Below are 26613 nucleotides of genomic sequence, written 5' to 3'. Positions count from 1 at the left end.
AAATTCTGGGGTTTCTAACTTAGCTGATTCTACTGCATTCACACTACCGCTAAATTCTGGGACTTCATGAATAGCGGCTTCGCCATTTACTCCTCCGGTGAACTCTGGGACTTCATGTACAGCACCTTCAGCACCATTAACTCCGTCTACAAATTCTGGGGTTTCTAACTTAGCTGATTCTACTGCATTCACACTACCGCTAAATTCTGGGACTTCATGAATAGCGGCTTCGCCATTTACTCCTCCGGTAAACTCTGGGACTTCATGTACAGCACCTTCAGCACCATTAACTCCGTCTACAAATTCTGGGGTTTCTAACTTAGCTGATTCTACTGCATTCACACTACCGCTAAATTCTGGGACTTCCTGAATAGTGGCTTCGCCATTTACTCCTCCGGTGAACTCTGGGACTTCATGTACAGCACCTTCAGCACCATTAACTCCGTCTACAAATTCTGGGGTTTCTAACTTAGCTGATTCTACTGCATTCACACTACCGCTAAATTCTGGGACTTCATGAATAGTGGCTTCGCCATTTACTCCTCCGGTGAACTCAGGCACTTCATGGACAGCTACTTCTGCACCATTGACACCGCCTACAAATTCTGGAGATTCTGCTCTTGCTGCTTCTACTGCGTTCACACCACCTGTAAATTCTGGTTGTTCATGAACCGCTGCTTCTACACCATTAACTCCACCTACAAATTCTGGATCATTGGCTACGGCTGCTTCCTCGCCATTGACACCGCTATTGAATTCTGGTACTTCATGTACGGCTGCTTCTGCACCGTTGACAGATCCTTCAAAGGCTGGATTCTCAGGGGTGACAAGACTGTCTATGTTGACACCACCACTAAATTCTGGTTGTTCATGAACCGCTGCTTCCTCACCGTTGACTCCACCTGTAAATTCTGGAAATTCATGAACTGCCGCTTCGCTTCCATTTACTGCTCCAGGAATACCTGCTCCTTCAAGACTCACTGGAAGGTTGTGCATACTCTCGATCGCTCCAGAAGCAAGGCCAGTTATCTCTTGACCTAGATCTGACTTATCTATTGTGAATAGAAGAGTCTTAGTATCGTACTGGGTCATAAAGTTTATTTTTTTACCATTTGCCAACTGAAGTGTTGGGATTTTGTTAACTAAAACTTCTGAATCAAATTCTACTGCAAGAATTCCTGGCCATTTTTCAATAACATTTTTAACTTTGGCTTCTTTAGGAGAAATTCTTTCCTTCGTTAAGAAATCCCAGTTGAATTTCTTGAAGGATAGAGTATAAGGATTGCCACCAGCTTCATGATGCTCGTACAAGAGACCAAATTCTTTTGGTCCGATCTGTTGAAGTGAGTTATAGGCATACTCTCCTTCTTGAATCAAATGATGATGCAACCAAGTCAACTCGCCATCTTCTTCTACGCGAGCCACTCGAATATGGCCATTCTTACGACCTGGGCCATTGGCATTTGCTAGAAGGATGTACTCTTTACCATCTTGAACCGTATGAGTCGCCGCCATTTGAACATAAACATCAGGTACATCATAGCGTGCTACATAGTTGTCCCATGTAATACCACCATCATTACTTGTCGCAACCTGCAAATCACCAGTCAAACCACGCATAAAGAGTTTCAACTGACCATTGTTCAGCTGAACAACTGAAGCCTCCGTATTTTGAGCGTAGTAATTGTTCATGTTGCTTGAATCAACTACTGTGCCATCATGAAGCGTACGCTTGTCATTGACACCGCCACCCATATGCCAAGTCTTACCATGGTCATCTGAGTAGATGATGCGAGACGATTGAGATCCGTTTAGGTGGTTTGTTCTGTTTGTCGTATAAACAGGAACGACGATCCGACCTTTATGAGGTCCATTCTGGAGGGTAATGCCCACTCCAGGTCCCACACCTAAGAATTTCATCCAATCAGCTTTGACCATTGGAGTAATATCTTGTGGTGCAGACCAAGTTTTACCATCATCATCACTGTAAGACATCCATAGGTAGCTGTCTTTAGCAATTCTAAATGGAGAAGTTTTATTACTTGTAAAGTAGATATTTCCTAGTAACTGCTCACCCTGATAAAGATCACCTTTATCGCTATAAGCCGGCTTGACAGGATTTACAACAACACGGTAATCCGTTGCCTGACCATCTGGTGTGTAGACTACACCATTTTCACGAATAGTATAGGCCCCATTTTCTCCTTCACGATAGAGAATTTGGTAGGTTTTCCCATCAATTTCTTTATAAGCTTCCTCTTTTTCAGCTGACATCCCAAAGATACCTTTCCCTTCTGGGAACATATCGTAAACTGAGAAGATTCGTTTAGTTTCCGTATCTTGGACCAGAACCATATCGATGTTTACTGGTGAACCAATGTTTGGATCCTTGGCTTTTGGATTGTCACGTAGATTGGTAAGCGTGATACGATCGCCCCATGTTTGGCCCTTGTCTTCACTTCGTTTAACGACCATACCGATATCACCCCAGTCAGAGTAGTGTAAGCGGCGTTCGTCAGCACCAGCAATCAAAGTTCCCTTGTCAGTCTTAAGGAGAGCTGGAATACGATAGCTATTAATACCATCTGGATTTGACTGCCCATTTTTACCAGCTTCAAAGACATCCTTTTTATCTGTTATCTCAGCTCCTTCTGGAAGCTTTTTCTCTAATTCGGATCTTTCAAAGAGGTAGCTACGATTTTGAACTTCTTCTGGACTCAAGGCACGATCGTAAACAGTTAGATTACGAACTTGTAATCCTGCCCCCCAAACCATACTTCCTGCACGATTTGTGGTACCAATTTGCATATGATTTACATCAGGCATATCTTTGATAAAGCGTCCTGATTTCTTACTTGTTCGTGACAAGACTCCATTTACATAGAGACGAACTTGTCCATCTGGAGAATCAGCACTTGGTCTTTCAACTGTAAAGGTTACTGAGTTCCACTGACCTGGTTTGACTGTTAATGGTGCGTCTGTGTATCTATCATAAAATTGGTCGCCATTTTGATCGCGGCCCTCAATCAAGGCAACGTTGTTATACACAGCCATTGTAAAGTATTCATTTCTTACCTTATCACTTGATACTGAGAAAAGGTTATAAAATGCTGGTGCAGAAGCATCTGGTTTGAACTCCATATGAATGGTCGCATTTTGAAGCTGTTTCAGTTTGTCCAATTGCTCTGTCAAATCAATTCTATTGCTATTTGCAGCATTAGTCTCTACATCTTCCTTTTCAAGAACAGTATTGACATTTTCCAACTCTCTAGCATAGTAATCACGTGGAAGCGAAGCTGGATCTTGTTCGGTTTCTCTAGTTGCTTCTGCTGTTTCTGCTGTTGCAGTTGTCTCTGTTCCTGCTGTTGCAGTTGTCTCTGTTCCAGTATGTGCTTCTGTAGATGTATGTGTGACTGTATCTACTCCATTAGACTCAGTAACATTCTTTTCAGTATCTGCTACTTTTTCAGTTTGACCCTTGTCTACTCCAAGCTCAGTGATCTCATTACTGGTAGCTGTTGATTCTTGAGCTAATACTGGTGACGCACCGAAAACAACTGCTCCAATCACAACCGAAGCTGTTCCAATTGCAAATTTACGAATTCCATATCGTTGTTTTTTTTCAAAATGACTATGTTTCATTTCTTGTCCTTTCACCTCGAAAATAAAGCGCTTTCTTTTTTGCTTAAAATTTTTAGTCATCTGACTAAATGACAAAAATTACTTTTTCACGAATGGTTACACTCGCTCTTTCAAATTTTCTCTCACTTAACGCCCCATCGTTAACTAGAGTCTCCTACTCCTTTCAAATTTTATCTTATTCACATTATATAATAAATCCTCCCCTTTTAAGAGAGATTGAGATAGAACAGATTATACTTTCAGTTTTTGAAACATAAATTCAGACATTTGAAACTACTTTCGGATGCTTTGGATTTTTCTAACATAAAATTGCTTCATTCGGTTGAATCGTTTTTTAATGAACTTTATCTCAAACTTATACTCAATGAAAATCAAAGAGCAAACTAGGAAGCTAACCGCAAGCTGCTCAAAACACAGTTTTGAGGTTGTGGATAGAACTGACGAAGTCAGTAACACATATACGGTAAGGCGAAGCTGACGTGGTTTGAATTTGATTTTCGAAGAGTATTAACTATTTGACTCCTGATTTATCTAGATCAAAAAGGCCGTAACTAGTTTTAGTCACGACCCTTTCTAAGATAAGATCAAATTTCTCTATGAATTTCGTTGATTTTAACTATTTCATTGATCTTCTTTTTTCTTGCCCATAGCAAACATACCTAGGAGCATTCCTACAAGTCCTAGAGAGGCAAGAGGAGCAACAGCTTCACTTCCTGTTTCAGGAAGAAGTTGCTGACGAGCAGCAGGGGCTTGATAAGTTTTATCTTCTGCCATGGCCTGAACCACAATTGACTGTTCTCCCTTATATTCTGAGACCTCATGGACAGCAGCTTCAGCACTGTTTGCACCACCTTCATACGATAGAACTTCTGTACTCGCAGATTCTAAACCATTGACACCGCCTGTATATTCTGGCACCTCTAACTGAGCGGACTCTACTCCATTGACACCACCTGTGTACTCTGGAACTTCTAACTTAGCAGATTCTACTCCATTAACGCTGCCTACGTACTCTGGAACTTCTAACTTAGCGGACTCTACTCCATTGACGCCACCTGTGTATTCTGGAACTTCTAACTTAGCGGACTCCACTCCATTGACGCTACCTGCATACTCTGGAACTTCTAACTTAGCAGTTTCCACTGCATTAACGCCACCTTCATAAGCTGGAAGTTCTGAGCTTGCTGCTTCGACCGCATTAGCACCGCCTTCATAGGCTGGAAGTTCTGAACTTGCTGCTTCTACTGCATTAATGCCACCTTCATAAGCTGGAAGTTCTGAGCTTGCTGCTTCTACTGCATTAACGCCACCTTCATAAGCTGGAAGTTCTGAGCTTGCTGCTTCGACCGCATTAGCGCCGCCTTCATAGGCTGGAAGTTCTGAGCTTGCTGCTTCGACCGCATTAGCGCCGCCTTCATAGGCTGGAACTTCATGAACCGCTGCTTCTACTGCATTCACACCGCCTTCGAACTCTGGGGTTTCTGATGTAGTTGCTCCCTCACTATTGACGCCACCTTCAAAGGTTGAAGTGTCTGACTTAGCGGCTTCTACTGCATTCACACCGCCTTCGAACTCTGGACTTTCTGCCTTAGCTCCTTCCTCACCACTGACGCCACCTTCAAAAGCTGAAGTGTCTGACTTAGCGGCCTCTACTGCATTCACACCGCCTTCGAACTCTGGACTTTCTGCCTTAGCTCCTTCCTCACCATTGACGCCACCTTCAAAGTCTGATGCGTCTGACTTAGAGGCTTCAACTGCATTCACACCGCCTTCGAACTCTGGACTTTCTGCCTTAGCTCCTTCCTCGCCATTGACGCCACCTGTGTATTCTGGAGAATCTAACTTAGCGGACTCCACTGCATTCACACCGCCTTCGAACTCTGTGCTCTCTGACTTAGCTCCTTCTTCGCCATTGACGCCGCCTTCGAAGTCTAAAGTGTCTGACTTAGCGGCTTCTACTGCATTGACGCCACCTTCGAACTCTGGGCTCTCTGCCTTAGAACCTTCTTCGCCATTGACGTCACCTTCAAAGTCTGAAGTGTCTGACTTGGCTGCTTCTACTGCATTCACACCGCCTTCGAACTCTGGACTCTCTGCCTTAGCTCCTTCTTCGCCATTGACACCACCTTCGAATGCTGAGATTTCATGAACCGCCGCTTGTCCTTTTGAAGTTTCCACTGGAATATATTCTGGAATTTCATGAACGGCTGCTTCCTCGCTGTTCACACCACCCTCGAAGTCTGAGACTTCATTGACTGCTGCTTCAGCACCATTCACACCGCCTTCAAATTCTGGGACTTCGTTAATAGTTCCTGGTGGATTTTCTTCAACCTCTATTTCTGGAACTTCATGAACAGCTGCTTCTTCGCCGTTCACACCACCTTCAAAGGCTGGCACGTCATGAACGGCTGCTTCCTCACCGTTGACGCCACCATCAAAGGCTGGATCCTCATGAACTGTACCTTCACCATTGACTGCACCTGTAAATTCTGGGACTTCATGGATTTCTGCTTTTGCACCATTTTTCCCACCAGGGACTCCTGCACCTTCAAGACTTACAGGCAAATTATGCATGCTCTCAATTGCGCCATCAATGATTTCTGTAATTTCTTGACCAATATCTTCCTTGCTAGCTGCAAATAACAAGGTTTTTGAATCATACTGCGTCAAGAAGGTAGCAAAATTCCCATTTGCCAGTTTAAGAACTGGTGGTTGATTCACCAATACTTCAGAATCAAATTCTAAAGCAATGACATTTTTGCTCATCTCCACAGCATTTTTCACAGTTGCTTTTGTTGGAGCAATTCTATCCTTACTTAAGAAATCCCAGTTGAATTTCTTATAAGACAAGGTGTATTCATTTTGAGTGGCAGTCGCATGCTCATAAAGCAAGCCAAATTCACCATTTCCAAGATCTTGCAAGGAGTTATAGGCAAATTTACCGCTTTGAATTGGATTGTGTTTTAGCCAAGTTAGGTCTCCATTAGCTTCCACACGCGCTAAGTGTACCAAACCATTGTAGCGTCCTGGTCCACCTGCATTACTGAGGATGATATATTCCTTACCATCGTGCACCGTATGAATGGCAGACATTTGAACGTAGACATCTTTGACATCTGAATAGCGTTTTACGTCTTTTTCCCAAGTTGCTCCACCGTCTTTACTCGTTGCAACTTGCAAATCCCCTGTCAATCCACGCATAAAGAGTTTGAGGTCTCCATTATTCAACTGAACAACAGTTGACTCCGTATTTTGAGCACCTGGATTATTCATAGTTGAAGAGTGAATTGTTTGGTTACTTACTGGACGGTTATCATTGACCGCTTCACCAGCGTGCCAAGTTTCACCATGGTCATCTGAGTAAATGACGCGTGAAGACTGAGAACCACTTAGGTAGGATACGTTATTTGTAGTGTAGGCAGGGATAACAAGACGCCCTTTATGAGGTCCTGAATGTAAGGCAATACCTGTACCAGGTCCAGTACCTAAGAAGTGCATCCAGTCCTTACGAATGCCGTATGTAATATCTTTTGGTGCAGACCAAGTTTTTCCATCGTCATCGCTATAAGACATCCAGAGATAGTTGGTGTTTGAAACTCTAAAGATATTCTTATCGCTATAATCGAAGTAGACATTACCAATCAGTTCTTCACCTTTATACAAATCACCCTTATCACTATAGGCTGGTTTCTTAGGAACAACTACAACACGGTATTCTGTCTTTCTATTTTCAGGGTCAAAGACTTCACCATTTTCACGGATTGTATAACGTCCCGCTTCACCTTTTTTGTACAGAACTTGATAAACCTTATCTCCAATTTGCTCATAGGCTTGTGGTGCTTTTCCTGGTAAATCTCTGACAGCTTCACCTTCTACGAACATATCAAAAATAGAGAAGATTCTCTTAGTTTTCGGATCTTGGACTAGGGCCATGTCAATGTTGACTGGTGATCCCGCATGAGCTCTTCTGGCATTCTCATTATCACGAGGATTTGAGATGACAATTCTATCTCCCCACGTTTTGCCCTTATCATCACTACGACGAACAACCATACCGATATCGCCCCAGTCAGAGTGATGCAAGCGTCTCTCATCTGCACCAGCAATCAAGGTTCCTTTATCAGTTTTCAGCAGGGCTGGAATACGGTAGCTTGCGATACCATCTTTATTTGGCTTGCGGTTCTCACCACCTTCAAAAACATCCAGTTTATCAGTAACCTCTGCTCCTTCAGGAAGTTTCTTCTCCAACTCTCCTCTTTCAAAAAGTTGGCTACGTTTTTTAACTTCTTCTTGAGAAAGAGCACGATCATAAACCGTTAGATTACGGACTTTAAGATTAGAACCCCAGAAGTTTTTGCCTGTACGTTTCAATGTACCAATTTGCATACGGTTGACATCTGGCATATCTTGGATGAAACGACCAGACTTAGGACTTGTGCGCGACAAGACACCATTTACATAGACGCGAACCTTACCATCGGGTTGATCTGCATTTGGTCTTTCCACTGTAAAGGTTACAGAGTTCCACTCACCTGGCTTAATCTTCAGAGGAGCATCTTTATAATCTCCATAGAAATGATTTCCATTGGCATCACGACCTTCAACGATAGCTGTGTTATTAAGGATGGCCATGGTAAAGTATTCATTTACTTTGGTATCACTAGAAACCGAGAAAAGACTGTATAAATTAGGAGCAGACGCATCTGGCTTAAACTCCATATGGATGGTCGCATTTTGAAGTTTTTTAAGCTTGTCGAGCTCCTCTTTCATGTCAACTATTTGACCGTTTGCACGATTCGTTTCAACATCCTCTTTCTCAATAACAGTATTGACATTTTCTAACTCTCTTGCATAAAAGTCACGAGGAATGTTTCCAACTTCTTCTTCGTCTTCACTATCTGTTCCTGGAGTTTCACTTGCCGCTTCTGTTCCTGTTGGTTTTTCAGCCCCTGGGTTTGCTTGCAACTCTTCACGGTTGACTTCTGTTCCACTATTACTTACTGTAGTTACTGGATCTGCAGGTTTCTGATCTAGATTAGCTAGACTTCCTGTTTCTGCTTCTTTGTTTGTTGTTGCTTCTTGGGCCAAGACCGGAGTAGCACCAAAAACAACCGCTCCAATCACTACTGAAGCTGCTCCAACTGCAAATTTCCGAATTCCGTATCTCTGTTTTCTATCAAAATTTCTCTGATTCATGTTTTCCCTTCCATTTTTATAAAAAGTTAAGCGCTTTCTTTTTTGTTTAAAATTTTTAGCCACCGAGGCTAAAGTAGCAAAAGAAACTGATCTGTTCAATGGGAGTCCCCATCCTTTTTACTGTGAACTACTGTTGCATGACATAAATTTCCATTTATATGAAGAAATACAACAGATTTTGCTCCTTCCATAATTGATATCACACCTATTATATAATAAATATTACAAATTTTAGTCAAATCAATCCATAATAGATTTTACTTTCAAAAATATTTGGAAGAATCAAACTATTTAAAACTACTTTCTTACCATCTGAATACATTGAAGAGAACCCTGTAATTCATTCAAAATCACAGGGTACTTCTTCCTAATCCTTTATTGACCTACATAGGTAAAGGGAATCTTACTGCCACACAACCAATTGTATACTTGATCATTGACATGGACGTTCATAGCTTCGTGTGCATATTCAGGCATCAGGCGATAACTCTTCTCACAAGTCAAACGATTGTAGATAGCAAACTGGGTGATTGGATAGCAGACATCGTCATCTAATCCTGTTATCATTCTCACCTCACCTTTTATTCGATGTGCAAGATTTTTTACATCGATATAAGCTAAGGTTTCCATAATTTGCTCCTCAGTTTCGTGGAAAGGATCATGGAACTTAAAGTAACGGAAAAGCTCATCATAGGCTTCACTGGTATTTCCAATCTCCAATACGCGTCTAAAGTCTGACAAGAATGGATAGATAGCAACTGTACGCTTGATACGTGGATTTAGCCCCGCAGCCACCAGAGCCAGCGCTCCTCCTTGAGAAGCTCCATAGCTTGCTAATTGGCCTTCATCCACTTGTGGGAAGCTAGCTACAATCTCAACTAATTGATAAATATCAAGATAAACATCCTTATAGAAGAGTTGCTCTTTTCCTTCTACTGCACCACGAATGATTTGGCCCTTAACTGTATTTCCGAGTGGCGAGCGCAAGCCATCTTGTGAGTAACCAGACTGACCACGGACATCCATAGATACGACACCATAACCAGCGACTGTAAAGGCCAACATATCTGTCCAATCCCAACAACGTCCCATATATCCATGGAAGTGAAAAATAACTGGTACTTTATGTTCAGATTTTGGTAAGACCACGCGTGCATAAACAAGGCCTTCCCGAGTGCCCTTAAAGGTGAGTTCATAACACTTCACATTTGGAATACGAAAATCACGTTCCTCTAATTGATAGTCTGGTAACACTGACAATTTCTCAATTTCACCATCCCAAAAAGCATCAAAATCTTGTGGAACCTCATCTCTCCCTCTGTAAGTTTTCATTTCTTCAATCAATGCTGGATTTCTCATAAAACCCTCCTTAATTTTGTAACCGTTACCATAACTCTAGCACATAAAGGAAAGCAATGCAAGACTGATATTTTAAATAGAAAGTGATTTTAATTTTGAAGATTCATAAAAGCTTATCTGAAAGTAGTTTTATCCATTCCATTTTGTATTGATTCAATACACTTTCAAAGAAAACAGCTTCTTTGGTCTCTCATCCAATTGTCATTGAAGACTAGTCTTATACTCTTCGAAAATCTCTTCAAATTACGTCAGCTTTATCTGCAACCTCAAAGCCGTGCTTTGAGCAACCTGCGGCTGGCTTCCTAGTTTGCTCTTTGATTTTCATTGAGTATTAGCATGTTCTCGGGTATATATAGTAGATTGAATCTAGAACAGTACACTATAGTTGTCTATCTTTAAACTAGTTTTTTTACAAAAAAAGCTTCATAACCTTAATAGAATTGTTCTACCAAGATTACAAAACTCTTTCTTATTTCAAATCTTTTTTATAGCGTTCCAACTCTGCTTGGTTTGCCCAAACATAGTGACCTGGACGAATTTCTACCATAGAAGGCTTATCAGTTTCATAGTCATGTTGATCTGGATCATAGACTTTCAAAACTTTTTTACGTTCCAAGATTGGGTCTGGAATAGGAACAGCTGATAGAAGTGCTTGCGTATATGGATGAACTGGATTATTAAACAATTCTTCAGTTTCAGCCACTTCAACAATAACACCCTTATAAATTACCGCGATACGATCAGAGATGAAACGAACCACTGACAAATCGTGGGCGATAAAGAGATAAGTCAAGCCTAATTCCTTTTGGAATTTCTTGAGCAAGTTCAAAACTTGGGCACGTACTGAAACGTCCAAGGCTGAAATCGGCTCATCCGCAATAACGAAGTCAGGTTGCATAACCAAGGCACGGGCAATCCCGATACGTTGACGTTGTCCACCTGAAAACTCATGTGGGTAACGTGTCAAGTGTTCAGCCAAAAGTCCCACTTCACGAATGATATTTTGAACTTTTTCTTTTCTTTCTTCTTCATCTTTAAATAAATGGTGGTTATAAAGACCTTCAGAAATGATATAGTCAACCGTTGCACGTTCATTCAAACTTGCAGCAGGGTCTTGGAAAATCATTTGGATACGACGGATTAATTCCGAAGCTTGTTCACGTGATTTTTTACCATTAATTTTTTGACCTTCAAAGATAATATCACCTTTGCTGGTATCATTAAGACCGATAATAGCACGACCAATTGTTGTCTTACCACTACCAGACTCTCCAACAAGTGAGAAAGTTTCTCCTTTGTTGATAAAGAAGTTCGCATTTTTAACAGCGACAAACTTTTTGCTTCCTTCACCGAAGGAAATTTCTAAGTCTTTAATTTCTACTAATTTTTCAGACATTTCCTTCCTCCTAGTCCTCAAGATGTGTAAAGCCCATCTTTTCACGAATCTTGTCGTGTAAATCTGCAATCACCGATGGTTTTTCAACTTTTGGAGCTTGTTCATGAAGCAACCATGTCTTAGCCCAATGAGTATCAGATACTGCAAACTGAGGTGCTTTTTCCTCGAAGTCAATCTTCATAGCATAATCTGAACGAAGAGCAAAAGCATCTCCCTTCAATTCAGTATAAAGCGATGGAGGTGTTCCAGGGATTGAGTACAATTCACCTTTGTCATCCGCAAGTTGAGGCAAGCTTGACAAGAGGCTCCATGTATATGGATGACGTGGGTCGTAGAAGATTTCTTCAACAGTACCATACTCGACGATCTCACCAGCATACATAACCGCTACTTTATCAGCGATACTTGCTACGACACCTAGGTCGTGGGTGATAAAGATTGTTGTAAAGTGGTATTCGTGTTGAAGTGACTTCAACAAATCAATAATCTGTGCCTGAATGGTCACGTCAAGAGCTGTTGTCGGCTCATCACAGATAAGAATGTCTGGGCGACAGGCAAGAGCAATCGCGATAACGATACGTTGACGCATTCCCCCAGAATATTGGAAAGGATACTCGTCAAAACGTTTCTCAGAATCTGGAATACCAACTTTATTCATATAGTCGATAGCCATCTCTTTAGCTTCTTGAGCAGTCTTGCCTTGGTGTTTAACAATAACTTCTGTGATTTGACTTCCGATTGTCTTGATTGGGTCTAGACTGGTCATTGGATCTTGGAAGATAGTTGCAATCTTGGCACCACGAATACTTTCCCAATCTTTATTAGATGTAAGGCTGGTCAATTCTTGGCCACGGTAATTAATACTACCTCGTGCAATACGACCATTTCCTTCCAACATTCCTGTGAATGTTTTTGTCAAAACTGATTTACCTGAACCTGACTCTCCAACTAAAGCGAGAACCTCTCCCTCGATCAGATCGATGGAGACACCTCGAATAGCTGTCAAAATCTTGTCACGAACATCAAATTCCACGACAATATCTTGAGCAGTCAAAATTACATTTTTTCCTTTTATCATGTCTACTCCTATCTATGTGTACGTGGATCACTAGCATCCGCTAGGTTCTGACCAACTACGAACAGTGACAAGGATACCAAGACCAAAGTTGTCAATGGAATCCAGAAGAGGTAAGCATTGGTTGTTACGTTCTGAGAATAATCCGAAATCAAACGTCCCAAACTTGGTACTGTGATTGGCAAGCCGAGTCCAAAGAATGACAGGAAGGCTTCATATGAGATAAATGCAGGAAGCATTTGTGATGTAGTTGTAACAATAACAGAAACCAATTGAGGCATGATATTTTTAATAACAATCTTATGGGTTGGTGTTCCCAGTGTACGAGAAGCAAGGTTGTACTCCAAATCACGGTAACGCATGATTTGGATACGAATCATATAAGCAATACCAATCCAAGTAGTTACACTCATGGCAAAAATCAAGTTCCAGAAACCTGCACCGATAGAGTAAGTCAAAACAATAACGATCAAAAGTGAAGGGATGTTATTGATAACGTTATAAACTTCCATCATGATACGGTCAACTGATTTTGAAATACCCCAGATTCCGCCGACAATAACACCAATAACAACGTTGATAAAGGTCGCAATTACGGAAATCAAGATAGAGTTACGTGCTCCAAACCAAACACCGTCAAAGAGAGATTTACCATTACTATCTGTACCAAACCAATGTTCAGCATTTGGCTTAATGTAACGAGCGCTAAAATCATTTACCTTACTTACATCATTGAAGTCAAAATCAGAAAACATTGGATAGATGAAACTCATCAATACGATGGAGATCAAAATACCAAGCATGATAATTGTTGATTTTTTCTTCAAAAACTGTCTAAAGACAGAACCCCAATATGAGTAGGCAGGAGCATCAATTGCTTCAGAGGCAAAATCATCTCGTTTTACAAATTGAAATTTATCATTACTAATCGTAGACATTATTTGCCTCCTTTCTCTGTCAATTTAATACGTGGGTCAATAATAGTCATCCAAATATCTCCAATTAAGTAAGAGAAAATTGAAACACATGTAAAGATGAAGACTAGACCAACTACCATGTTGTTGTTTGACGCTTTAACAGAGTCAATCAACATTTTACCCATACCTGGGAAGGCAAAGACTGTTTCAGTAAGAGTTGCTCCACCAATAACACCAATAATTGAGCCTGGGATACCAGAAACGAGTGGTACCATAGCGTTTTTAAAGATGTGTTTGTTAGAAATTTCTTTTTCAGAAAGACCTTTAGCTCGAGCAAAACGGACAAAGTCTTGAGATTGTAAGTCAATCATGTAACGACGAATCCAGATAGCTAGACCAGGTGCTCCAAGTAAACCAAGAATGACTGATGGAAGGACATAAGAACGCCAATCGCCAGCACCCAAGATTGGGAATGAGTCTGGGAATCCGATAGAAGAACCAATCAAACGAATAATATAAACTAGAGCAATCGTCGGAAGGGCCATCAAGAAGGTCAAAGTACCTGTAGAGAGGCTGTCAATCCAAGTATTCTTGAAACGAGCCATTGCTGAACCAAGAGGAACTGCAATCGCATATGAAATCGCAAGACCAATCAAACCAGTGATAGCAGAACTTGCAATCATAGATGGGTACTGATAGTTGCTTTCAGTAGCTGTATATGGATCATCTTTACCGTAGTTGGCTACTTCACGAGCATCTGCTTGACTCGGAGATTTATAAGTTCTTGAGTAAATGTTAACTGATGATGTTTTCTTACCAGTTGGGAATTGAACTTCAGAAGTCTTCGTTTGTCCTTGTCCTTGTGTAATAACTTGAAGAACAGGAGTATTGGCATAAGTTGGATAAGAATCTCCTAGGTTCAAGTTGACAAAGTTTTGGTGAACAAATGGGAACTGACTATTGAAGTACAAGAGGTATTTGTGTTTAGTACCTGAACCCACAAGAGACCAACCGATAGCAGGGTCATTCTCAAAGCGTAAATAACGCTCTAAGTTAGGATTCTCAGGGTCTTGGATCTTGTTTGTATGGTCAATATCAAGCAAGTTTGCATAGAATTTGAACACACGCTCAAAGATAGGAATTTCACGTGTAGCGTAGAATTGTCCACTCTCTGTAAACTCACCTAGAGTCCAACCATTCCCAAGTTGTTGGATATATTTTTCATAGATTGCTTTATTTGTATCATTTGCATCTACTGTAACAGAAGAGTCAATGCTACTAGCTTTTTCCTGCAACTCTTTCGTATCGTAATATTCGATATAACCCATACGTTCAAAGACGGTATTTTCATAGTTATCACGTTTATCAGCTGTCGTTGCAATTTTATTGTAGTTAGTATCTTGTTTGAAGATCAACTTCCGTGGAACCATCGTATAGATGATTGTGTAAATCAAGGTCGTTACTAAGAAAATAGAAACCAACGACCGCAAGATACGCATAAAAACATATTTTTTCATATTATTTCCTTTAAAATCCCAAAAGAACCTTCTCCTTTAGGAGAGAAAGTTCTGATGAGCATTATTTATTTCACATGACTCGCTAACTCTTTTTGAGCTTTTTCGTTTGATTCAGCTTTTTCTTTAAGCCATTTTTCACGAGCTTTTTGGTATTCTTCTTTTGTAATAGGTTTTTCACCAACCTCAGTGTACTTCAAGTAACCTGAGGTTTCTCCTTTAAGACCCGCAGCGGAGTAAGAAGAAGTAAATGGAATAACTTTAGATACAAATGATACAGCGGTTTCTTTTGGACCTGCCATTACAGGAATTGTCAAACCGTTGTCTGTTAACCAAGCTTGAGCAAGGGCATATTTTTCGTAGCGTTTTTGAACGTCTTGATTCTCTTTATTTGCTTCATCAACTAATTTTTCATAGTCAGACAAACCAAGTTTTTGGATAACTGATGCATCAGTATCTTTGTCAATACCCATAAGCAAGCGAGTATTTCCGCCTTTAATCGTGTACTGGTCTAAGAAAGTTGATGGATCCTGATAATCTGGATTCCATCCAGTCAAAGTATGAATATCCCAGTCTTGTTCTTTTGCTGTTGGAGCACTGAATGAAAGTGGTAATGCTTCTGCTTGAGTCATTTGTTGAAGATCGATGACAACATTGTCTGATCCAAGTACGTTTTCAATAGATTGTTTAAGTGATTGAACACGGTTTACAACAGCTGTAGATTCTTGGATTGTTAGAGCATCCAAGTGGATTGGGAATTCTACCCCTTCAGCTTTCAAGCTTTCTTTTGCTTTTGCAAAGGCTGCTTTTGCTTTTTCTTCATTGTAGAGACCATTTTGCGAATCAGCAAGTGAAATGTTTGACCATGTACCTGAGTTTGTCTTCGAAAGACTTTCTTCTACAAGTTCACCAAATTGTTTGTCACCAACTGGAAGATTATATGGTGTGAAAGTATTACGGATTGCAACTGCAGCTCCTTCTGTACCATTTGTCTGTGCTGAGTAAGAATTACGGTCTACCGCAAAGTTGAGGGCTTGACGGAATTCTTTATTTAGCAAGGCTTTTCTTGTAGATTCTTTTTGGCTATCTGTTGTTTTTGAAGTGTGGTTATAAGTTGAACGGCCATAGTTCACACTGACAGTAGCAATAGCTGATCCTGGTTCGCTAAAGTAGATGTTGTCTTTGAACTCAGACGCATATTTTTCGTATGTTGAGCTAGTAGGATAAATACGAGCTTTACTGTATTGTCCTTCTGAGAATCCTTTAGCAACAACATCTTGGTCTTTCCCATCCCAGAATGTAAATTTAATGTTTTGAATTTTAACTGCATCTTTATCCCAATAAGCATCATTCTTAGCCATTTCGATTGAAGACTTAGCTGTGATTGCTTTCAAAACAAATGGTCCATTATACAAAATAGAAGATGGATCTGTAGGTGCACCAAAGCCTTCCCCTTTAGATTTAAGGAAATCTTCATTGATTGGCATCGTAACGCCATTTGTTGTTTTATCATTCCAGAAAGTCTCTGGCTGATTCAAGGTGTATTCCAGAGTGTTATCATCAACTGCTTTTACTCCAACAGTTGAAAAGTCGTTTGTTTCACCGTTAATGTAAGCGCTGAGTCCTTTAATTGAAGAACTAATAACAGACAGCCCTTTTGATTTTCCTTCTACCGCGTGTTTCAACCCTGTCACAAAGTCTTGGGCTTTAACTGGAGCGTATTCTTCTCCTTCAGCAGTAACCCACTTAGCATCCTTACGGATTTTATAAGTGTAAGTCAAACCATCTTGTGAAACTGTCCATGATTCAGCAATCGATGGTACGAGGTTGCCATATTTATCATTAGCAAGCAAACCATCTACTGCATTTGTAGTTACAAAAGAAGTAGAATCAACGTTGTTAACAACATAATCCAATGTTTCTGGATCAACTGAATAAACGTATTTATAATCTGATGCTAATTTTGCATTGCTTGAACCTGCATTTGAATTCGTGTTTGAACATGCAGCAAGCACTCCTGCCGCAAGCAAGGACACCCCCGCTACTGCAAGAATCCGACTTTTTTTCATGTTTAATTAACTCCTCTATTAAAATTAATGAGATACTGTTGATTATACCATAATCCCTCTCAAAAGTAAACGAATTTTCAGAATATTTTGTCGCATGCCTTTTGAAAGCAGGAAAACTTACATTTTCAGAAAAGAAACTATTGACGAGATTTAATTTAAAAGGTATAATAATAAAAGTTAAGGCGGTATAGCCAAGTGGTAAGGCACGGCTCTGCAAAAGCTTGATCGTCGGTTCAAATCCGTCTACCGCCTTATAATACCGATTTTATCGGAATTTATCCAGACAAAAAGCCCATAAAATAGGGCTTTTTTATTTTTATTTCATGATAAAAAAGGATAACTTTAAAAAACTGTTGGGGCGAGTTTGGGGCGAGGACGTTTTAAAAACTTCATTAAAAGTCTTGATTTTCTCACTTCCCCGTGACATGATGTAATCAAGCAAAGGAAAGGGGGAAAGTGAACAAAGAAGATTGGATTAGCGATAGACAATATCCCTGAAACAGGAACTGCTATCGCAAGTCTAATGACCGCGATAACGGTCGCAAGGCAAAACAAAAAGCGTAACCCAAAATTCTGACAAAAGAAAAGGTAAACGCTAAGAGGTCGGGGCGAAAGCCCCTTACACCTCTATTTTATCAAACGAAAAGAGGAAAAGCAATGGTTAGTGCAATAGCTATTTTTATAATTGCAATCAATGTATACATTTATCTCAAAAATAAAAAGGACAAATAAAATGAGAAAAGGTATTCAAGAATTATTAGACAGTTCGATATCTACATCTGCTATTTCGCAAGGCGCTGGAGTTCCGTGGACTACTGTTTCTGACCTTAGAAAAGGAAAAACAAGCATGGACAAAATGGCCCTTCTCACAGCAGAAAAACTTTATGATTTTGCCATATCTGACAAGCAGTGATTTCGGTCACTGCTTTTATTATTTCAAAAAACCTCAAGCCTGAGCCTGCGGTTTGTGTAATCTATTTTAAAATTCTCGAATAAAAAAGGAGCATTACAGCCCCTCTTTTGAAATAACGGACACTTGGCTGGTCGGTGTACCCAGCATCTCAGATACCTTTTTCAAGGTGCGGCAGGAACCTTTCTGCCCTCAAATGTCTTCCGTTAATTTTATTCTAGCACTATCTACTTTTTTTGTCAATTTTTCTCAATCTACCAGACTTAATACGACTTTGTAACTTGTAATCTTGTATACGATACATGGTCGGGACGTAAAAGAAATCGCCACTTTTATGTAACTTGATAGCAACAAGTACATTATCATCAAATCTTTTTACATATTCAAAACTAGCGCCTTTCTCTCGTGGATTGATCCCAACGAAATCTGGATTACTTAGTATGAGTTCCAAGTCTTCAATATGCTGAATCACATCATTATGATGGCGTTTCATCATATGACTTCTCAGCCCTTCTTTGTTAACCTTGATGTCGCTCGCTTCAAGAACAATATTAAAAATCTCTTTTACTTCATTAGTAACCTGACCAATTTTTTCATGATTCATCATTTCCTCCGTTATTCCACAACTATTATATCACATTTTATTTGGTCGTAATCAAGCATCAAGCTCAATCGTAAACTCTGGCTTGTCTGTCTTACTATCATCTGGTTTCAGGTAGTACCAGCCGTCTACCGCCTCTATATTATCAAAGGCTCCTATAGGAATCTTTTCTTTTTAACTACTAGAAAAGCTTTATCAGTTCTGCTCTGATAAAGCTTTTGTTTTATTCTGTTTCTTCTTCTGATTCGAGTTCTTGGATTTGAACCTTAAGCTTGGTTACACGTCCATTTTTGACCTTATCATTGGTTAGAGTGATATGCTTATTGCTACTTTCTAACTCATAGCTAAGTTTTTCTGATGTTGGAATAGTTCCCACACCAGTCAAATAGTAACCTGCAATCGTATCTACATCGTCACTTTCAAGTTCGACATCAAAGTAGTCATTAAAGTCATTTAAATTCATTGTCCCTTGGACGATATATGTATCTTCTCCAATTGTATGAACATAGACTTCAGCTCTGTCAGTTTCATCATCAATCTCACCAACAATCTCTTCAAGTAAATCCTCAAGAGTGACCAAACCAGCCATTCCCCCATACTCATCTAGTAGGATAGCCATCTGTCTTTGAGTGTTTCTGAACTCTTTTAATAAATCATCCACAAAAATCGTTTCAGGTACAAAGAGTGGATCCTGCAAGATTCGCTTCCAGATGATATTGTCAAACCCGCTGACAAAGGCTTCTTTAAGGAGGCTCTTGGTGTGAACCAAACCAATGACATTATCCTTGTCTCCATCATAAACAGGAATACGAGAAAAGTTCTGCTTCAAGATACTTTGGATAATGGTTTGAGTGTCATCCTGAATATCTACCATAAAGGCATCTGTTCGGGGAACCATGACTTCACGCGCCATGAGCTCGTCTAGCGAGAAAATCCCTTGTAACATTTCAATTTCATCAGCATCCAAGGTTTCTTCACTCTTAGACAACATGTACTCAATCTCATCACGAGTCATTTTTTCATCTGCATCGTCAAATGTCATCGGTGTCAATTGACTCAAGAGATTAGTTGATGCTGAGAGCATCCAAACGAAGGGACTCACAATCTTACCAAGTCCAATAATAAACGGTACTGTTCGGATAGCCAAGGCATCCTTAAGATTTAGAGCAATTCGCTTAGGATAAAGCTCACCAAAAACAATAGAAATATAGGTCAAGAAAGCTAATGATAAGAAGCTAGCTACCGCATAGGCAGTTTCGCTATTTCCCATCCAAGAGGCGATCAACTCTCCAAGTGAATCTGCTAGTTTAGCCCCTGACAAGATCGTAATTAAGGTGATACCAACTTGAATGGTTGATAAAAAGTGATTAGGGTTTTCAAGTACCTTTAGTAAACGGATATAGCGTTTATCTCCCTCCTCAGCTTTTTGCTCAACACGTGAACGACTAAGTGAAACCATGGCCATTTCTGTTGCAGAGAAAAAGGCATTTAAAAAGGTCAAAACAACTAATAAAACAAATTGCAGTAACAAATCCTGACTGCTCGGGTCTTCCATTTTCCTTCTCCTAAAAAGTATAATTGAAACCATTATACCATATTTTCCAATTTCTACACATTAATTTTCAATTTCTATGATAAAGGGTCGCTGAATAGAGAACTGCAATCCCAGTCCCGACGCCCTAGTTCCAGCCTTGTGAATTTTCAAAAAAGCTCTTTAAAAATCTGAAAAGAGGAAAATACAACCAATCGTGTCAACAGTTCATGACTAATAAAAAACGAGGTTGGGATTTTCCCTCAACCTCTTGATCAATTAGTTAGCTTTTGTGACTGTGACCTCACCTGTTCGGTAATCTAACTGAATTCCCTTTTGGACATTTGGAATCACGACATTAAACTCCAATTCTCCATCAGAGGACTTAGCTTCAATCTGGGATGCGGACGGCACCAAGTCTTCCTCAGACGCATAGAGCAACGTCACACGGTAACGCACTCGTTTGTTTTGATCTAGGGCTTTTCGAACCAAACTCTCATAGTAGTTTTGACCTGTGGAATCTTCTGCACGCGCTTGGTTGGCCCAAGCTGTCTGTACGGCAATATTTTTAGGATTGCTGGTAGAAGCATCAAAGCCATCTAAGCCACCGATCAAGGCATAGCCTAACAAGTGTCCTCTATCAACTGCGTGATTATAACTTCCTTTTAGGTTCTTAACCTGATGCCAACCCGCAGGCGTCCAAGATGTTGAACCATTGCCAGTTTCTTCACGGTCCTTGTACTGTCTTGTTGCCTTTGACATGATTGCATTCGCTACTGTGGGAACTGTCTCTCCTCCTACAATCTTTGTTTTATTATCCGCATAGGGTTTGCTTGAAACCTTAGCATCCAGATTGGTTTTGTTGTTATTGACGATAAAGGCTCCTGCGCCATTCCACTCTAGAGTACCCTTAATTTGTTTTTTGATAGAATCTGTCAGGACACTTTCAGCTAATTCTTGACTTGGAGCATCCGATGCTTGCGACTTCTGCTTTACTTGCGTCTGAGGGGCAGAGTTGGAAGCTTGCATCTCCTTGATATAATAACTTCCTGCTGACAAGAGCAGAAAAAGCAAGAGACCTACTAGAGTCTGTCTAGTTTTTTTATTCATATTTTCTCCTTATACTCTTCAAAAATCTCTTCAAACCACGTCAGCGTCCATCTGCAACCTCAAAGCAGTGCTTTGAGCTGACTTCGTCAGTTCTATCCACAACCTCAAAACTGTGTTTTGAGCAACCTGCGGCTAGCTTCCTAGTTTGCTCTTTGATTTTCATTGAGTATTACATTCACTTCCTAGAAAAAGACTGGTCTCCCAGCCTATTTTCCTGTAAATTTTGTGATGAGTTCTTGCCATTTTGCTGGCGCCAAAATAGCCCAAGGGTCTTCCCCTTTTCCTAGTATGCCATAGCCAATCATCAAACCAATAGCAAGAGCTAAGACTCCTAGTAGTAATACTACAATTACTAGGATAAAGCGACGTAAGACATATTTGGATTGTTTATTCATCTTCATCAGCTTCCACACTTACCCGTTCAATCTTAGCTCCTAACTGGGCTAATTTTTCATGAAAACGGTAGTAACCTCTATCTAAATGGACAAGCTTTCCTACAACTGTTTCGCCTTCAGCTACCAAGCCTGTCAAAATCAAGGCTGCACTGGCACGTAAGTCTGTCGATAGAACTTCTGCACCTTGGAGAGGCTGTCCTCCGATGATACGGGCTGTATCACGGATGATTTCAGAGTGCAAGCCCATACGACGCATTTCCTCTAAATGTTGAAAACGATTCTCAAATACAGTTTCTACCATAGTTGACTCACCTTGAGCAACGGTCATTAGAGCAGTGAACTGCGCTTGCATATCTGTCGGAAATCCTGGATGTGGAAGTGTCTTAACATGAACAGCCTTTAATTTTTCACGTTGAGAACGAATACGAATTCCTTCGTCCTCATCGATGACTTCAACACCCATCTCCTGTAATTTAGCAATCAAGGGGCGATTATGTTCCCAGATAGCATCCAGAATCAAGACATCTCCACCTGTAATGGCAGCTGCTACCATGAAGGTCCCTGCTTCGATACGGTCTTGTACAACATTGTGGGTTGCACCGTGTAGTTGTTCAACACCAGTAATGGTAATAGTTTCTGTTCCTGCACCCTTGACTTTGGCACCCATTTTATTTAGGAGAACAGCCAAGTCGACAATCTCAGGTTCACGCGCAGCATTTTCAATGACTGTAACACCGTTAGCAAGAGTTGCTGCCATCATCAAGTTTTGAGTAGCTCCAACACTAGGGAAGTCCATGTAAATGTGAGCACCGTGCAAGCGTTCCGCCTTAGCTTCAATATAACCTGCCGTTTGGGTGATCTCAGCCCCCATTGCTTCGAGTCCCTTTAGGTGAAGGTCTATCGGACGACTACCGATGGTACAGCCACCTGGCATCGAAACTTTTGCGTGTCCTACACGAGCCAAGATTGGCCCCAATACTACAATAGAAGCACGCATCTTGCTGACATACTTATAGGGAGCTTCTTCTGTAATATCTCCAGTCGCATCAACTTCGACAATATGGGCATCCTGATCAAAGTCAACTTGAGCATGCAATCCACGAACCACTTGATTCATGGTAAAGACATCTGATAAGATTGGAACATTTTTTAAAACAGTTTTTCCTTCACTTGCTAAAATAGTTGCCGCTAGCAGAGGCAAAACTGCATTTTTTGCGCCCTCGATGGTGACACTTCCAACCAAGCGATTATCGCCACCTCGAACTACAATTTTTTCCATAAAATATTTTCCTTTACTTACAATTTTAGAATAGCGCTCTAATTGCTTCTTGCCAGAGTTGGTAGAGATTTAGGAAAAAGGAACTAATTAGATATCCTAAACCGATACTACACAATACTACCAAGAGTCGAATCTTCCCCGCATTGTCCTTGGTCACCTTCAAAATCCGATCCCATTTAACCAGGTCTTTCAAAAGTTGAAAGACTAGATAGATAAAAAACATATGACTACTAAGGGTAAAAAACAATTGAATCATTTGCCTATTATACCATCTTCTTTTTTTCTACGCTAGTTTAGGGATTTGCCTACTGTTTAGGGATTGTTTTTCAAATAGTCAATCGCATCTTGAAGCGTTTTGACTGGAACGATTTTCATGTCTGTTTTAATCATTTGAGCTGCTTCTAGAGCTGTGTCATAATTACTCTTAGCATTTGGATTTGCTTTTTTAGTTTCTTCAGTTACTGGATTGTTAGGAGCAAAGAATACAGTAGCTCCCTTTTTAGCTGCGGCCACAACCTTTTTATCAATTCCACCAATATCACCAACATTCCCATCTCTATCGATTCTTCCTGTACCCGCAATAATGCGTCCATTTCGAAGAGTAGGGTCTGCAATTTGCGTGTAGATGGATAGACTAAACATCATCCCAGCACTAGGACCACCAATGCCAGCAGTTGAAAACTTGATTGGTACATCACTAGATACTTCAGTGCGATCAATCAAACCGATTCCGATACCATTCTTCCCATTTTCTAGAGTAATGATCTTTCCTTCAGCAGTTTTGACTTTTCCATCCTCCTCATAAGTAACCTTAACCTGATCACCTAGAGTTTGAGAATTAACGTAGTCCACCATCTCTTTTGAACTCTCAAAAGTTTTATCATTCACAGCGGTTACGGTGTCAGCAATATTGAGAACCCCCTTGAAAGTCGAGTTATCTGTCACAGTCAAAACATAGACACCCAGATATTTGAGCTCAATTTCCTTACCCGCCGTTTTCAGGCCTTGATATTTGGCCATGTTTTGCGAAGTTTCCATGTAAAACTGGTTGATTCTCATAAATTCTGCATCTGATGAACCACCCGTCATCTCTTTGGCACTATGTATGTCCGTAAAAGGTGTTAGCCAAGCATAGACTAAGTCAACCAGTCTAGCGTGCTTAACTCCAACCGTCACAAATTGGTAGGATCCTTCCTCTTGGTCAGGTTGGTTATTAACTTGTAAAACCTTTCGAATATCTTCAGAAGTTCCCGGCACCTCGATATAATAAGGCAGAGGCACCGTAAAAGCGATAAAAGTGATAATGAGCCCAATAATGAGATATAAGGGCCATCTAGTTTTTTTCTTCATTGTTTAACTCCTCTAGGACAGCATTTGGTACATACCCGCTGATATCTTGACCAAATTTCAATAGTTCTCTCACAGCTGAAGAGCTGATGTAAACATACTCAGGCCGACTGTGGAGATAGATTGTCTCCATTTCTCCTGCTAGTTGATGGTTGTAAAAATCAAAACTAGCTTCATACTGAAGATCTGTTGCATTACGCAAGCCACGCACCAAGACCCCTGCACCTAATTTTCTAGCAACATCAACGACTAATTCATCGTGAGAAGCTATGACCTGAACATTATTCAGATGTGCTAGTGCTTTTTCAACAGTTTTCTTTCGGCTCTCTATCGGTAAAAATCCCGTTTTATGGGGATTATAAAAAATTCCCACATACAATGTATCAAAGAGCTTACTTGCACGCTCAATGAGATCCAAATGTCCATTGGTCATCGGATCAAAGGAACCTGTAAATAGCCCAATCTTATCTGACATAAACCGTCACCTTACTAATCCCATATATTTTTTCCTTCCAGATGCCCAAACAAGCGATTTCTTCTGGAAGTTCTACTGATTTATCGGTCTCACATACCACCATGACATCTTCTGAAAAAAGATTTCTCTCTGCCATTTTTTCAATATCTGACACGATTTGCTCCTTGGCATAGGGAGGATCTAAAAAAATTAGATCAAAGACACCATCAACCTGTTCTAATGCACGACTGGATTCCATTTTCAACAATTGAAATTTAGAGGTTTCCTTAGTCATCTTAATATTTTCTGCGACTATAGTCTGAGCTCGACGATCCTTCTCAACCAGAACGGCACTGGACATCCCTCTTGAAACTGCCTCAATGGATAAACCACCACTACCAGCATAAAGATCTAGCACTCGCCCGCCTTCAAAGTAGGGACCAATCATATTAAAAATAGCGCCCCTAACCTTGTCTGATGTTGGCCTTGTCGTTTTACCGTCCAGCGTCTTTAAAGGACGCCCTCCGTAGATTCCTGATACGATTTTCATACCGTATATTATACCAAATTCTTGTCAAAAAAAGAAAATCGAACCTTACGGCTCGATTGATTAAAGAATATTTTCGTAGGTGTCTCTCACTTCTTGTGGCCAAACACTGGTTTGGACTTCACCGATGTGCTTCTTACGAAGTAGAAACATAGCCATACGAGATTGGCCAATTCCTCCACCGATTGTCAAAGGGAAGAGTCCGTTTAGGAGAGCCTTATGCCATTCTAAAGTTAGACGATCTTCGTCTCCTGTGATAGCTACTTGGCGACGGAGGGTATCTTCATCGACACGAATGCCCATTGAAGACAATTCAAAGGCTGCACCCAAATTATCATTCCAAACAAGGATGTCCCCATTCAAGCCATGATAGCCATTTTCAGATTCGGTTGTCCAGTCATCATAGTCTGGTGCACGTCCATCATGAGGTTTTCCATCTGACAATTCTCCACCGATACCAATCAAGAAGACAGCACCAAATTCCTTAGTGATGGCATTCTCACGTTCTTTGGGAGTCAAATCTGGATAGCGTTCTACCAACTCTTCTGTATGGATAAAGGTAATTTGCTTAGGCAAGATTGACTCAATATCATAGCGTGCTTCTACTGCTAACTCTGTCAAACGAATAGCCTTATAAATCTTTTCTACTGTTTCTTTAAGATAGGCAAGATTGCGCTGTCCGTTTGGAATGACCTTTTCCCAGTCCCATTGGTCTACATAGACTGAGTGAGTCGCATCTAGTGAATCTTCGTCCGGACGAAGGGCCTTCATGTGAACGAAGAGGCCTTCTCCTTCACCAAAACCAAAACGAGCCAAGGTATGGCGTTTCCACTTAGCAAGCGAATGTACCACCTCATAAGATTCATCTGGGATTTGCAAAACCTTAACAGAAACTGGATGTTCAATCCCTGAAAGGTTGTCCTGCATCCCGTCCCCAACCTTACTCAAGATTGGACCCTGCACTTCTACAACTTCTAACTTATCTTTCAAATACTGGGTAAAGGTATTTTTTACAAAGGAAATTTCTTCCTGTTGATGGATAAAACTTTTCTTCATACATCTCTCCTTTTAAATAATAAGATGATTATACCCTTTTGCCAGTAAAAATAAAAGTAAAAATTAAAAAAAGAGCTCATTTGAGCTCTCAGAACGAAGACAAACGTCATTTTTGGTGTTTGTCTTTTTCTGTTTTCAAAAATATGTTGTCTCATCATCTGATATTCCATTCAAAAATCGAATTTAGAACAAAATAAAAAGGGATATTCTCTATC

The 26613-nt window shown here is 40.4% G+C and carries 19 protein-coding genes and 1 tRNA gene; 2 read left to right on the top strand and 18 right to left on the bottom strand.

Features of this window, described 5'->3' with window-relative positions:
- The 8 genes from QM867_RS09715 to QM867_RS09680 form a co-directional block, all read right to left on the bottom strand.
- Window positions 1–3642 (bottom strand): SIALI-17 repeat-containing surface protein (locus QM867_RS09715; RefSeq protein ID WP_414315662.1); only part of this gene is annotated, 3642 nt, incomplete at its 3' end.
- 621 nt (window positions 3643–4263) lie between these two features.
- Window positions 4264–8838: an SIALI-17 repeat-containing surface protein gene (locus QM867_RS09710; protein ID WP_414315661.1), complete on the bottom strand. Its 4575-nt coding sequence runs from the start codon at window positions 8836–8838 to the stop codon at window positions 4264–4266.
- A gap of 375 nt (window positions 8839–9213) precedes the next feature.
- Entirely contained in the window at window positions 9214–10197 is a 984-nt protein-coding gene (locus tag QM867_RS09705; protein WP_414315660.1) for an acetylxylan esterase, read from the bottom strand.
- 469 nt (window positions 10198–10666) lie between these two features.
- Window positions 10667–11593, bottom strand: coding sequence for an ATP-binding cassette domain-containing protein (locus QM867_RS09700; protein ID WP_001291283.1), 927 nt, complete (start codon window positions 11591–11593; stop codon window positions 10667–10669).
- Between the two features lie 10 nt (window positions 11594–11603).
- Entirely contained in the window at window positions 11604–12671 is a 1068-nt protein-coding gene (locus tag QM867_RS09695) for an ABC transporter ATP-binding protein (protein WP_045762690.1), read from the bottom strand.
- A gap of 8 nt (window positions 12672–12679) precedes the next feature.
- Window positions 12680–13606: an oligopeptide ABC transporter permease OppC gene (gene oppC / locus QM867_RS09690; protein ID WP_000104373.1), complete on the bottom strand. Its 927-nt coding sequence runs from the start codon at window positions 13604–13606 to the stop codon at window positions 12680–12682.
- Complete coding sequence (locus QM867_RS09685) at window positions 13606–15102, bottom strand: ABC transporter permease (RefSeq protein ID WP_000761009.1); 1497 nt, start codon at window positions 15100–15102, stop codon at window positions 13606–13608. The genes oppC and QM867_RS09685 overlap by 1 nt, the downstream gene beginning before the upstream one ends.
- Window positions 15103–15167: 65 nt before the next feature.
- Window positions 15168–17168: a peptide ABC transporter substrate-binding protein gene (locus tag QM867_RS09680; RefSeq protein ID WP_414315659.1), complete on the bottom strand. Its 2001-nt coding sequence runs from the start codon at window positions 17166–17168 to the stop codon at window positions 15168–15170.
- A 181-nt stretch (window positions 17169–17349) separates the two neighbouring features.
- Here QM867_RS09680 and QM867_RS09675 point away from each other — a divergent pair.
- Both QM867_RS09675 and QM867_RS09670 read left to right on the top strand, forming a co-directional pair.
- Window positions 17350–17420: transfer RNA gene (locus QM867_RS09675), tRNA-Cys, on the top strand.
- A 481-nt stretch (window positions 17421–17901) separates the two neighbouring features.
- Window positions 17902–18081, top strand: coding sequence for a hypothetical protein (locus QM867_RS09670; RefSeq protein ID WP_315639860.1), 180 nt, complete (start codon window positions 17902–17904; stop codon window positions 18079–18081).
- Between the two features lie 220 nt (window positions 18082–18301).
- On the opposite strand, the gene QM867_RS09665 is transcribed toward QM867_RS09670, so the two are convergent.
- From QM867_RS09665 to asnA, 10 genes are all read right to left on the bottom strand, one after another.
- The gene (locus QM867_RS09665; RefSeq protein ID WP_414315658.1) at window positions 18302–18682 is read right to left on the bottom strand and encodes a PBECR2 nuclease fold domain-containing protein; all 381 of its coding nucleotides are present in this window, start codon (window positions 18680–18682) and stop codon (window positions 18302–18304) included.
- Between the two features lie 220 nt (window positions 18683–18902).
- Window positions 18903–20234, bottom strand: a complete 1332-nt coding sequence (locus QM867_RS09660; RefSeq protein ID WP_315639863.1) for a hemolysin family protein — start codon at window positions 20232–20234, stop codon at window positions 18903–18905.
- Window positions 20235–20489: 255 nt separating this feature from the next.
- The gene (locus QM867_RS09655) at window positions 20490–21320 is read right to left on the bottom strand and encodes a DNA/RNA non-specific endonuclease (RefSeq protein WP_414315657.1); all 831 of its coding nucleotides are present in this window, start codon (window positions 21318–21320) and stop codon (window positions 20490–20492) included.
- Window positions 21321–21526: 206 nt separating this feature from the next.
- Window positions 21527–21715, bottom strand: a complete 189-nt coding sequence (locus QM867_RS09650; protein WP_282434683.1) for a DNA-directed RNA polymerase subunit beta — start codon at window positions 21713–21715, stop codon at window positions 21527–21529.
- Window positions 21708–22994, bottom strand: a complete 1287-nt coding sequence (murA, locus tag QM867_RS09645) for a UDP-N-acetylglucosamine 1-carboxyvinyltransferase (RefSeq protein ID WP_414315656.1) — start codon at window positions 22992–22994, stop codon at window positions 21708–21710. The genes QM867_RS09650 and murA overlap by 8 nt, the downstream gene beginning before the upstream one ends.
- Before the next feature lie 25 nt (window positions 22995–23019).
- On the bottom strand, window positions 23020–23250 hold the full coding sequence (locus QM867_RS09640) for a DUF1146 family protein (RefSeq protein WP_248035165.1): 231 nt from the start codon (window positions 23248–23250) through the stop codon (window positions 23020–23022).
- A gap of 56 nt (window positions 23251–23306) precedes the next feature.
- Complete coding sequence (locus tag QM867_RS09635) at window positions 23307–24344, bottom strand: SepM family pheromone-processing serine protease (protein WP_414315655.1); 1038 nt, start codon at window positions 24342–24344, stop codon at window positions 23307–23309.
- Entirely contained in the window at window positions 24328–24816 is a 489-nt protein-coding gene (gene coaD / locus QM867_RS09630) for a pantetheine-phosphate adenylyltransferase (protein WP_414315654.1), read from the bottom strand. The genes QM867_RS09635 and coaD overlap by 17 nt, the downstream gene beginning before the upstream one ends.
- Window positions 24806–25345: a 16S rRNA (guanine(966)-N(2))-methyltransferase RsmD gene (gene rsmD / locus QM867_RS09625; protein WP_414315653.1), complete on the bottom strand. Its 540-nt coding sequence runs from the start codon at window positions 25343–25345 to the stop codon at window positions 24806–24808. Before rsmD ends, coaD begins: the two co-directional genes overlap by 11 nt.
- 60 nt (window positions 25346–25405) lie before the next feature.
- Window positions 25406–26398 carry an aspartate--ammonia ligase gene (asnA, locus tag QM867_RS09620; protein ID WP_414315652.1) on the bottom strand — a complete coding sequence of 331 codons (993 nt, stop codon included), beginning with the start codon at window positions 26396–26398 and terminating at the stop codon, window positions 25406–25408.
- Between the last annotated feature and the right edge of the window lie 215 nt (window positions 26399–26613).

The organism is Streptococcus infantis (assembly GCF_047463635.1).
In the GTDB taxonomy this organism is placed as follows: domain Bacteria; phylum Bacillota; class Bacilli; order Lactobacillales; family Streptococcaceae; genus Streptococcus; species Streptococcus infantis_W.
This window is presented reverse-complemented; position numbering and strand designations above follow the sequence as displayed.

Excerpts from the sequence above, each read along its gene's own strand:
- QM867_RS09650 (WP_282434683.1), bottom strand. The coding sequence starts at position 21,715 with ATGAATAAACAATCCAAATATGTCTTACGTCGCTTTATCCTAGTAATT.
- murA (WP_414315656.1), bottom strand. The coding sequence starts at position 22,994 with ATGGAAAAAATTGTAGTTCGAGGTGGCGATAATCGCTTGGTTGGAAGT.
- oppC (WP_000104373.1), bottom strand. The coding sequence starts at position 13,606 with ATGTCTACGATTAGTAATGATAAATTTCAATTTGTAAAACGAGATGAT.
- QM867_RS09710 (WP_414315661.1), bottom strand. The coding sequence starts at position 8,838 with ATGAATCAGAGAAATTTTGATAGAAAACAGAGATACGGAATTCGGAAA.
- rsmD (WP_414315653.1), bottom strand. The coding sequence starts at position 25,345 with ATGAAAATCGTATCAGGAATCTACGGAGGGCGTCCTTTAAAGACGCTG.
- QM867_RS09685 (WP_000761009.1), bottom strand. The coding sequence starts at position 15,102 with ATGAAAAAATATGTTTTTATGCGTATCTTGCGGTCGTTGGTTTCTATT.
- QM867_RS09695 (WP_045762690.1), bottom strand. The coding sequence starts at position 12,671 with ATGATAAAAGGAAAAAATGTAATTTTGACTGCTCAAGATATTGTCGTG.
- coaD (WP_414315654.1), bottom strand. The coding sequence starts at position 24,816 with ATGTCAGATAAGATTGGGCTATTTACAGGTTCCTTTGATCCGATGACC.
- QM867_RS09680 (WP_414315659.1), bottom strand. The coding sequence starts at position 17,168 with ATGAAAAAAAGTCGGATTCTTGCAGTAGCGGGGGTGTCCTTGCTTGCG.
- QM867_RS09700 (WP_001291283.1), bottom strand. The coding sequence starts at position 11,593 with ATGTCTGAAAAATTAGTAGAAATTAAAGACTTAGAAATTTCCTTCGGT.
- QM867_RS09660 (WP_315639863.1), bottom strand. The coding sequence starts at position 20,234 with ATGGAAGACCCGAGCAGTCAGGATTTGTTACTGCAATTTGTTTTATTA.
- QM867_RS09705 (WP_414315660.1), bottom strand. The coding sequence starts at position 10,197 with ATGAGAAATCCAGCATTGATTGAAGAAATGAAAACTTACAGAGGGAGA.
- asnA (WP_414315652.1), bottom strand. The coding sequence starts at position 26,398 with ATGAAGAAAAGTTTTATCCATCAACAGGAAGAAATTTCCTTTGTAAAA.
- QM867_RS09635 (WP_414315655.1), bottom strand. The coding sequence starts at position 24,344 with ATGAAGAAAAAAACTAGATGGCCCTTATATCTCATTATTGGGCTCATT.
- QM867_RS09665 (WP_414315658.1), bottom strand. The coding sequence starts at position 18,682 with ATGAATCATGAAAAAATTGGTCAGGTTACTAATGAAGTAAAAGAGATT.
- QM867_RS09655 (WP_414315657.1), bottom strand. The coding sequence starts at position 21,320 with ATGAATAAAAAAACTAGACAGACTCTAGTAGGTCTCTTGCTTTTTCTG.
- QM867_RS09670 (WP_315639860.1), top strand. The coding sequence starts at position 17,902 with ATGAGAAAAGGTATTCAAGAATTATTAGACAGTTCGATATCTACATCT.
- QM867_RS09640 (WP_248035165.1), bottom strand. The coding sequence starts at position 23,250 with ATGATTCAATTGTTTTTTACCCTTAGTAGTCATATGTTTTTTATCTAT.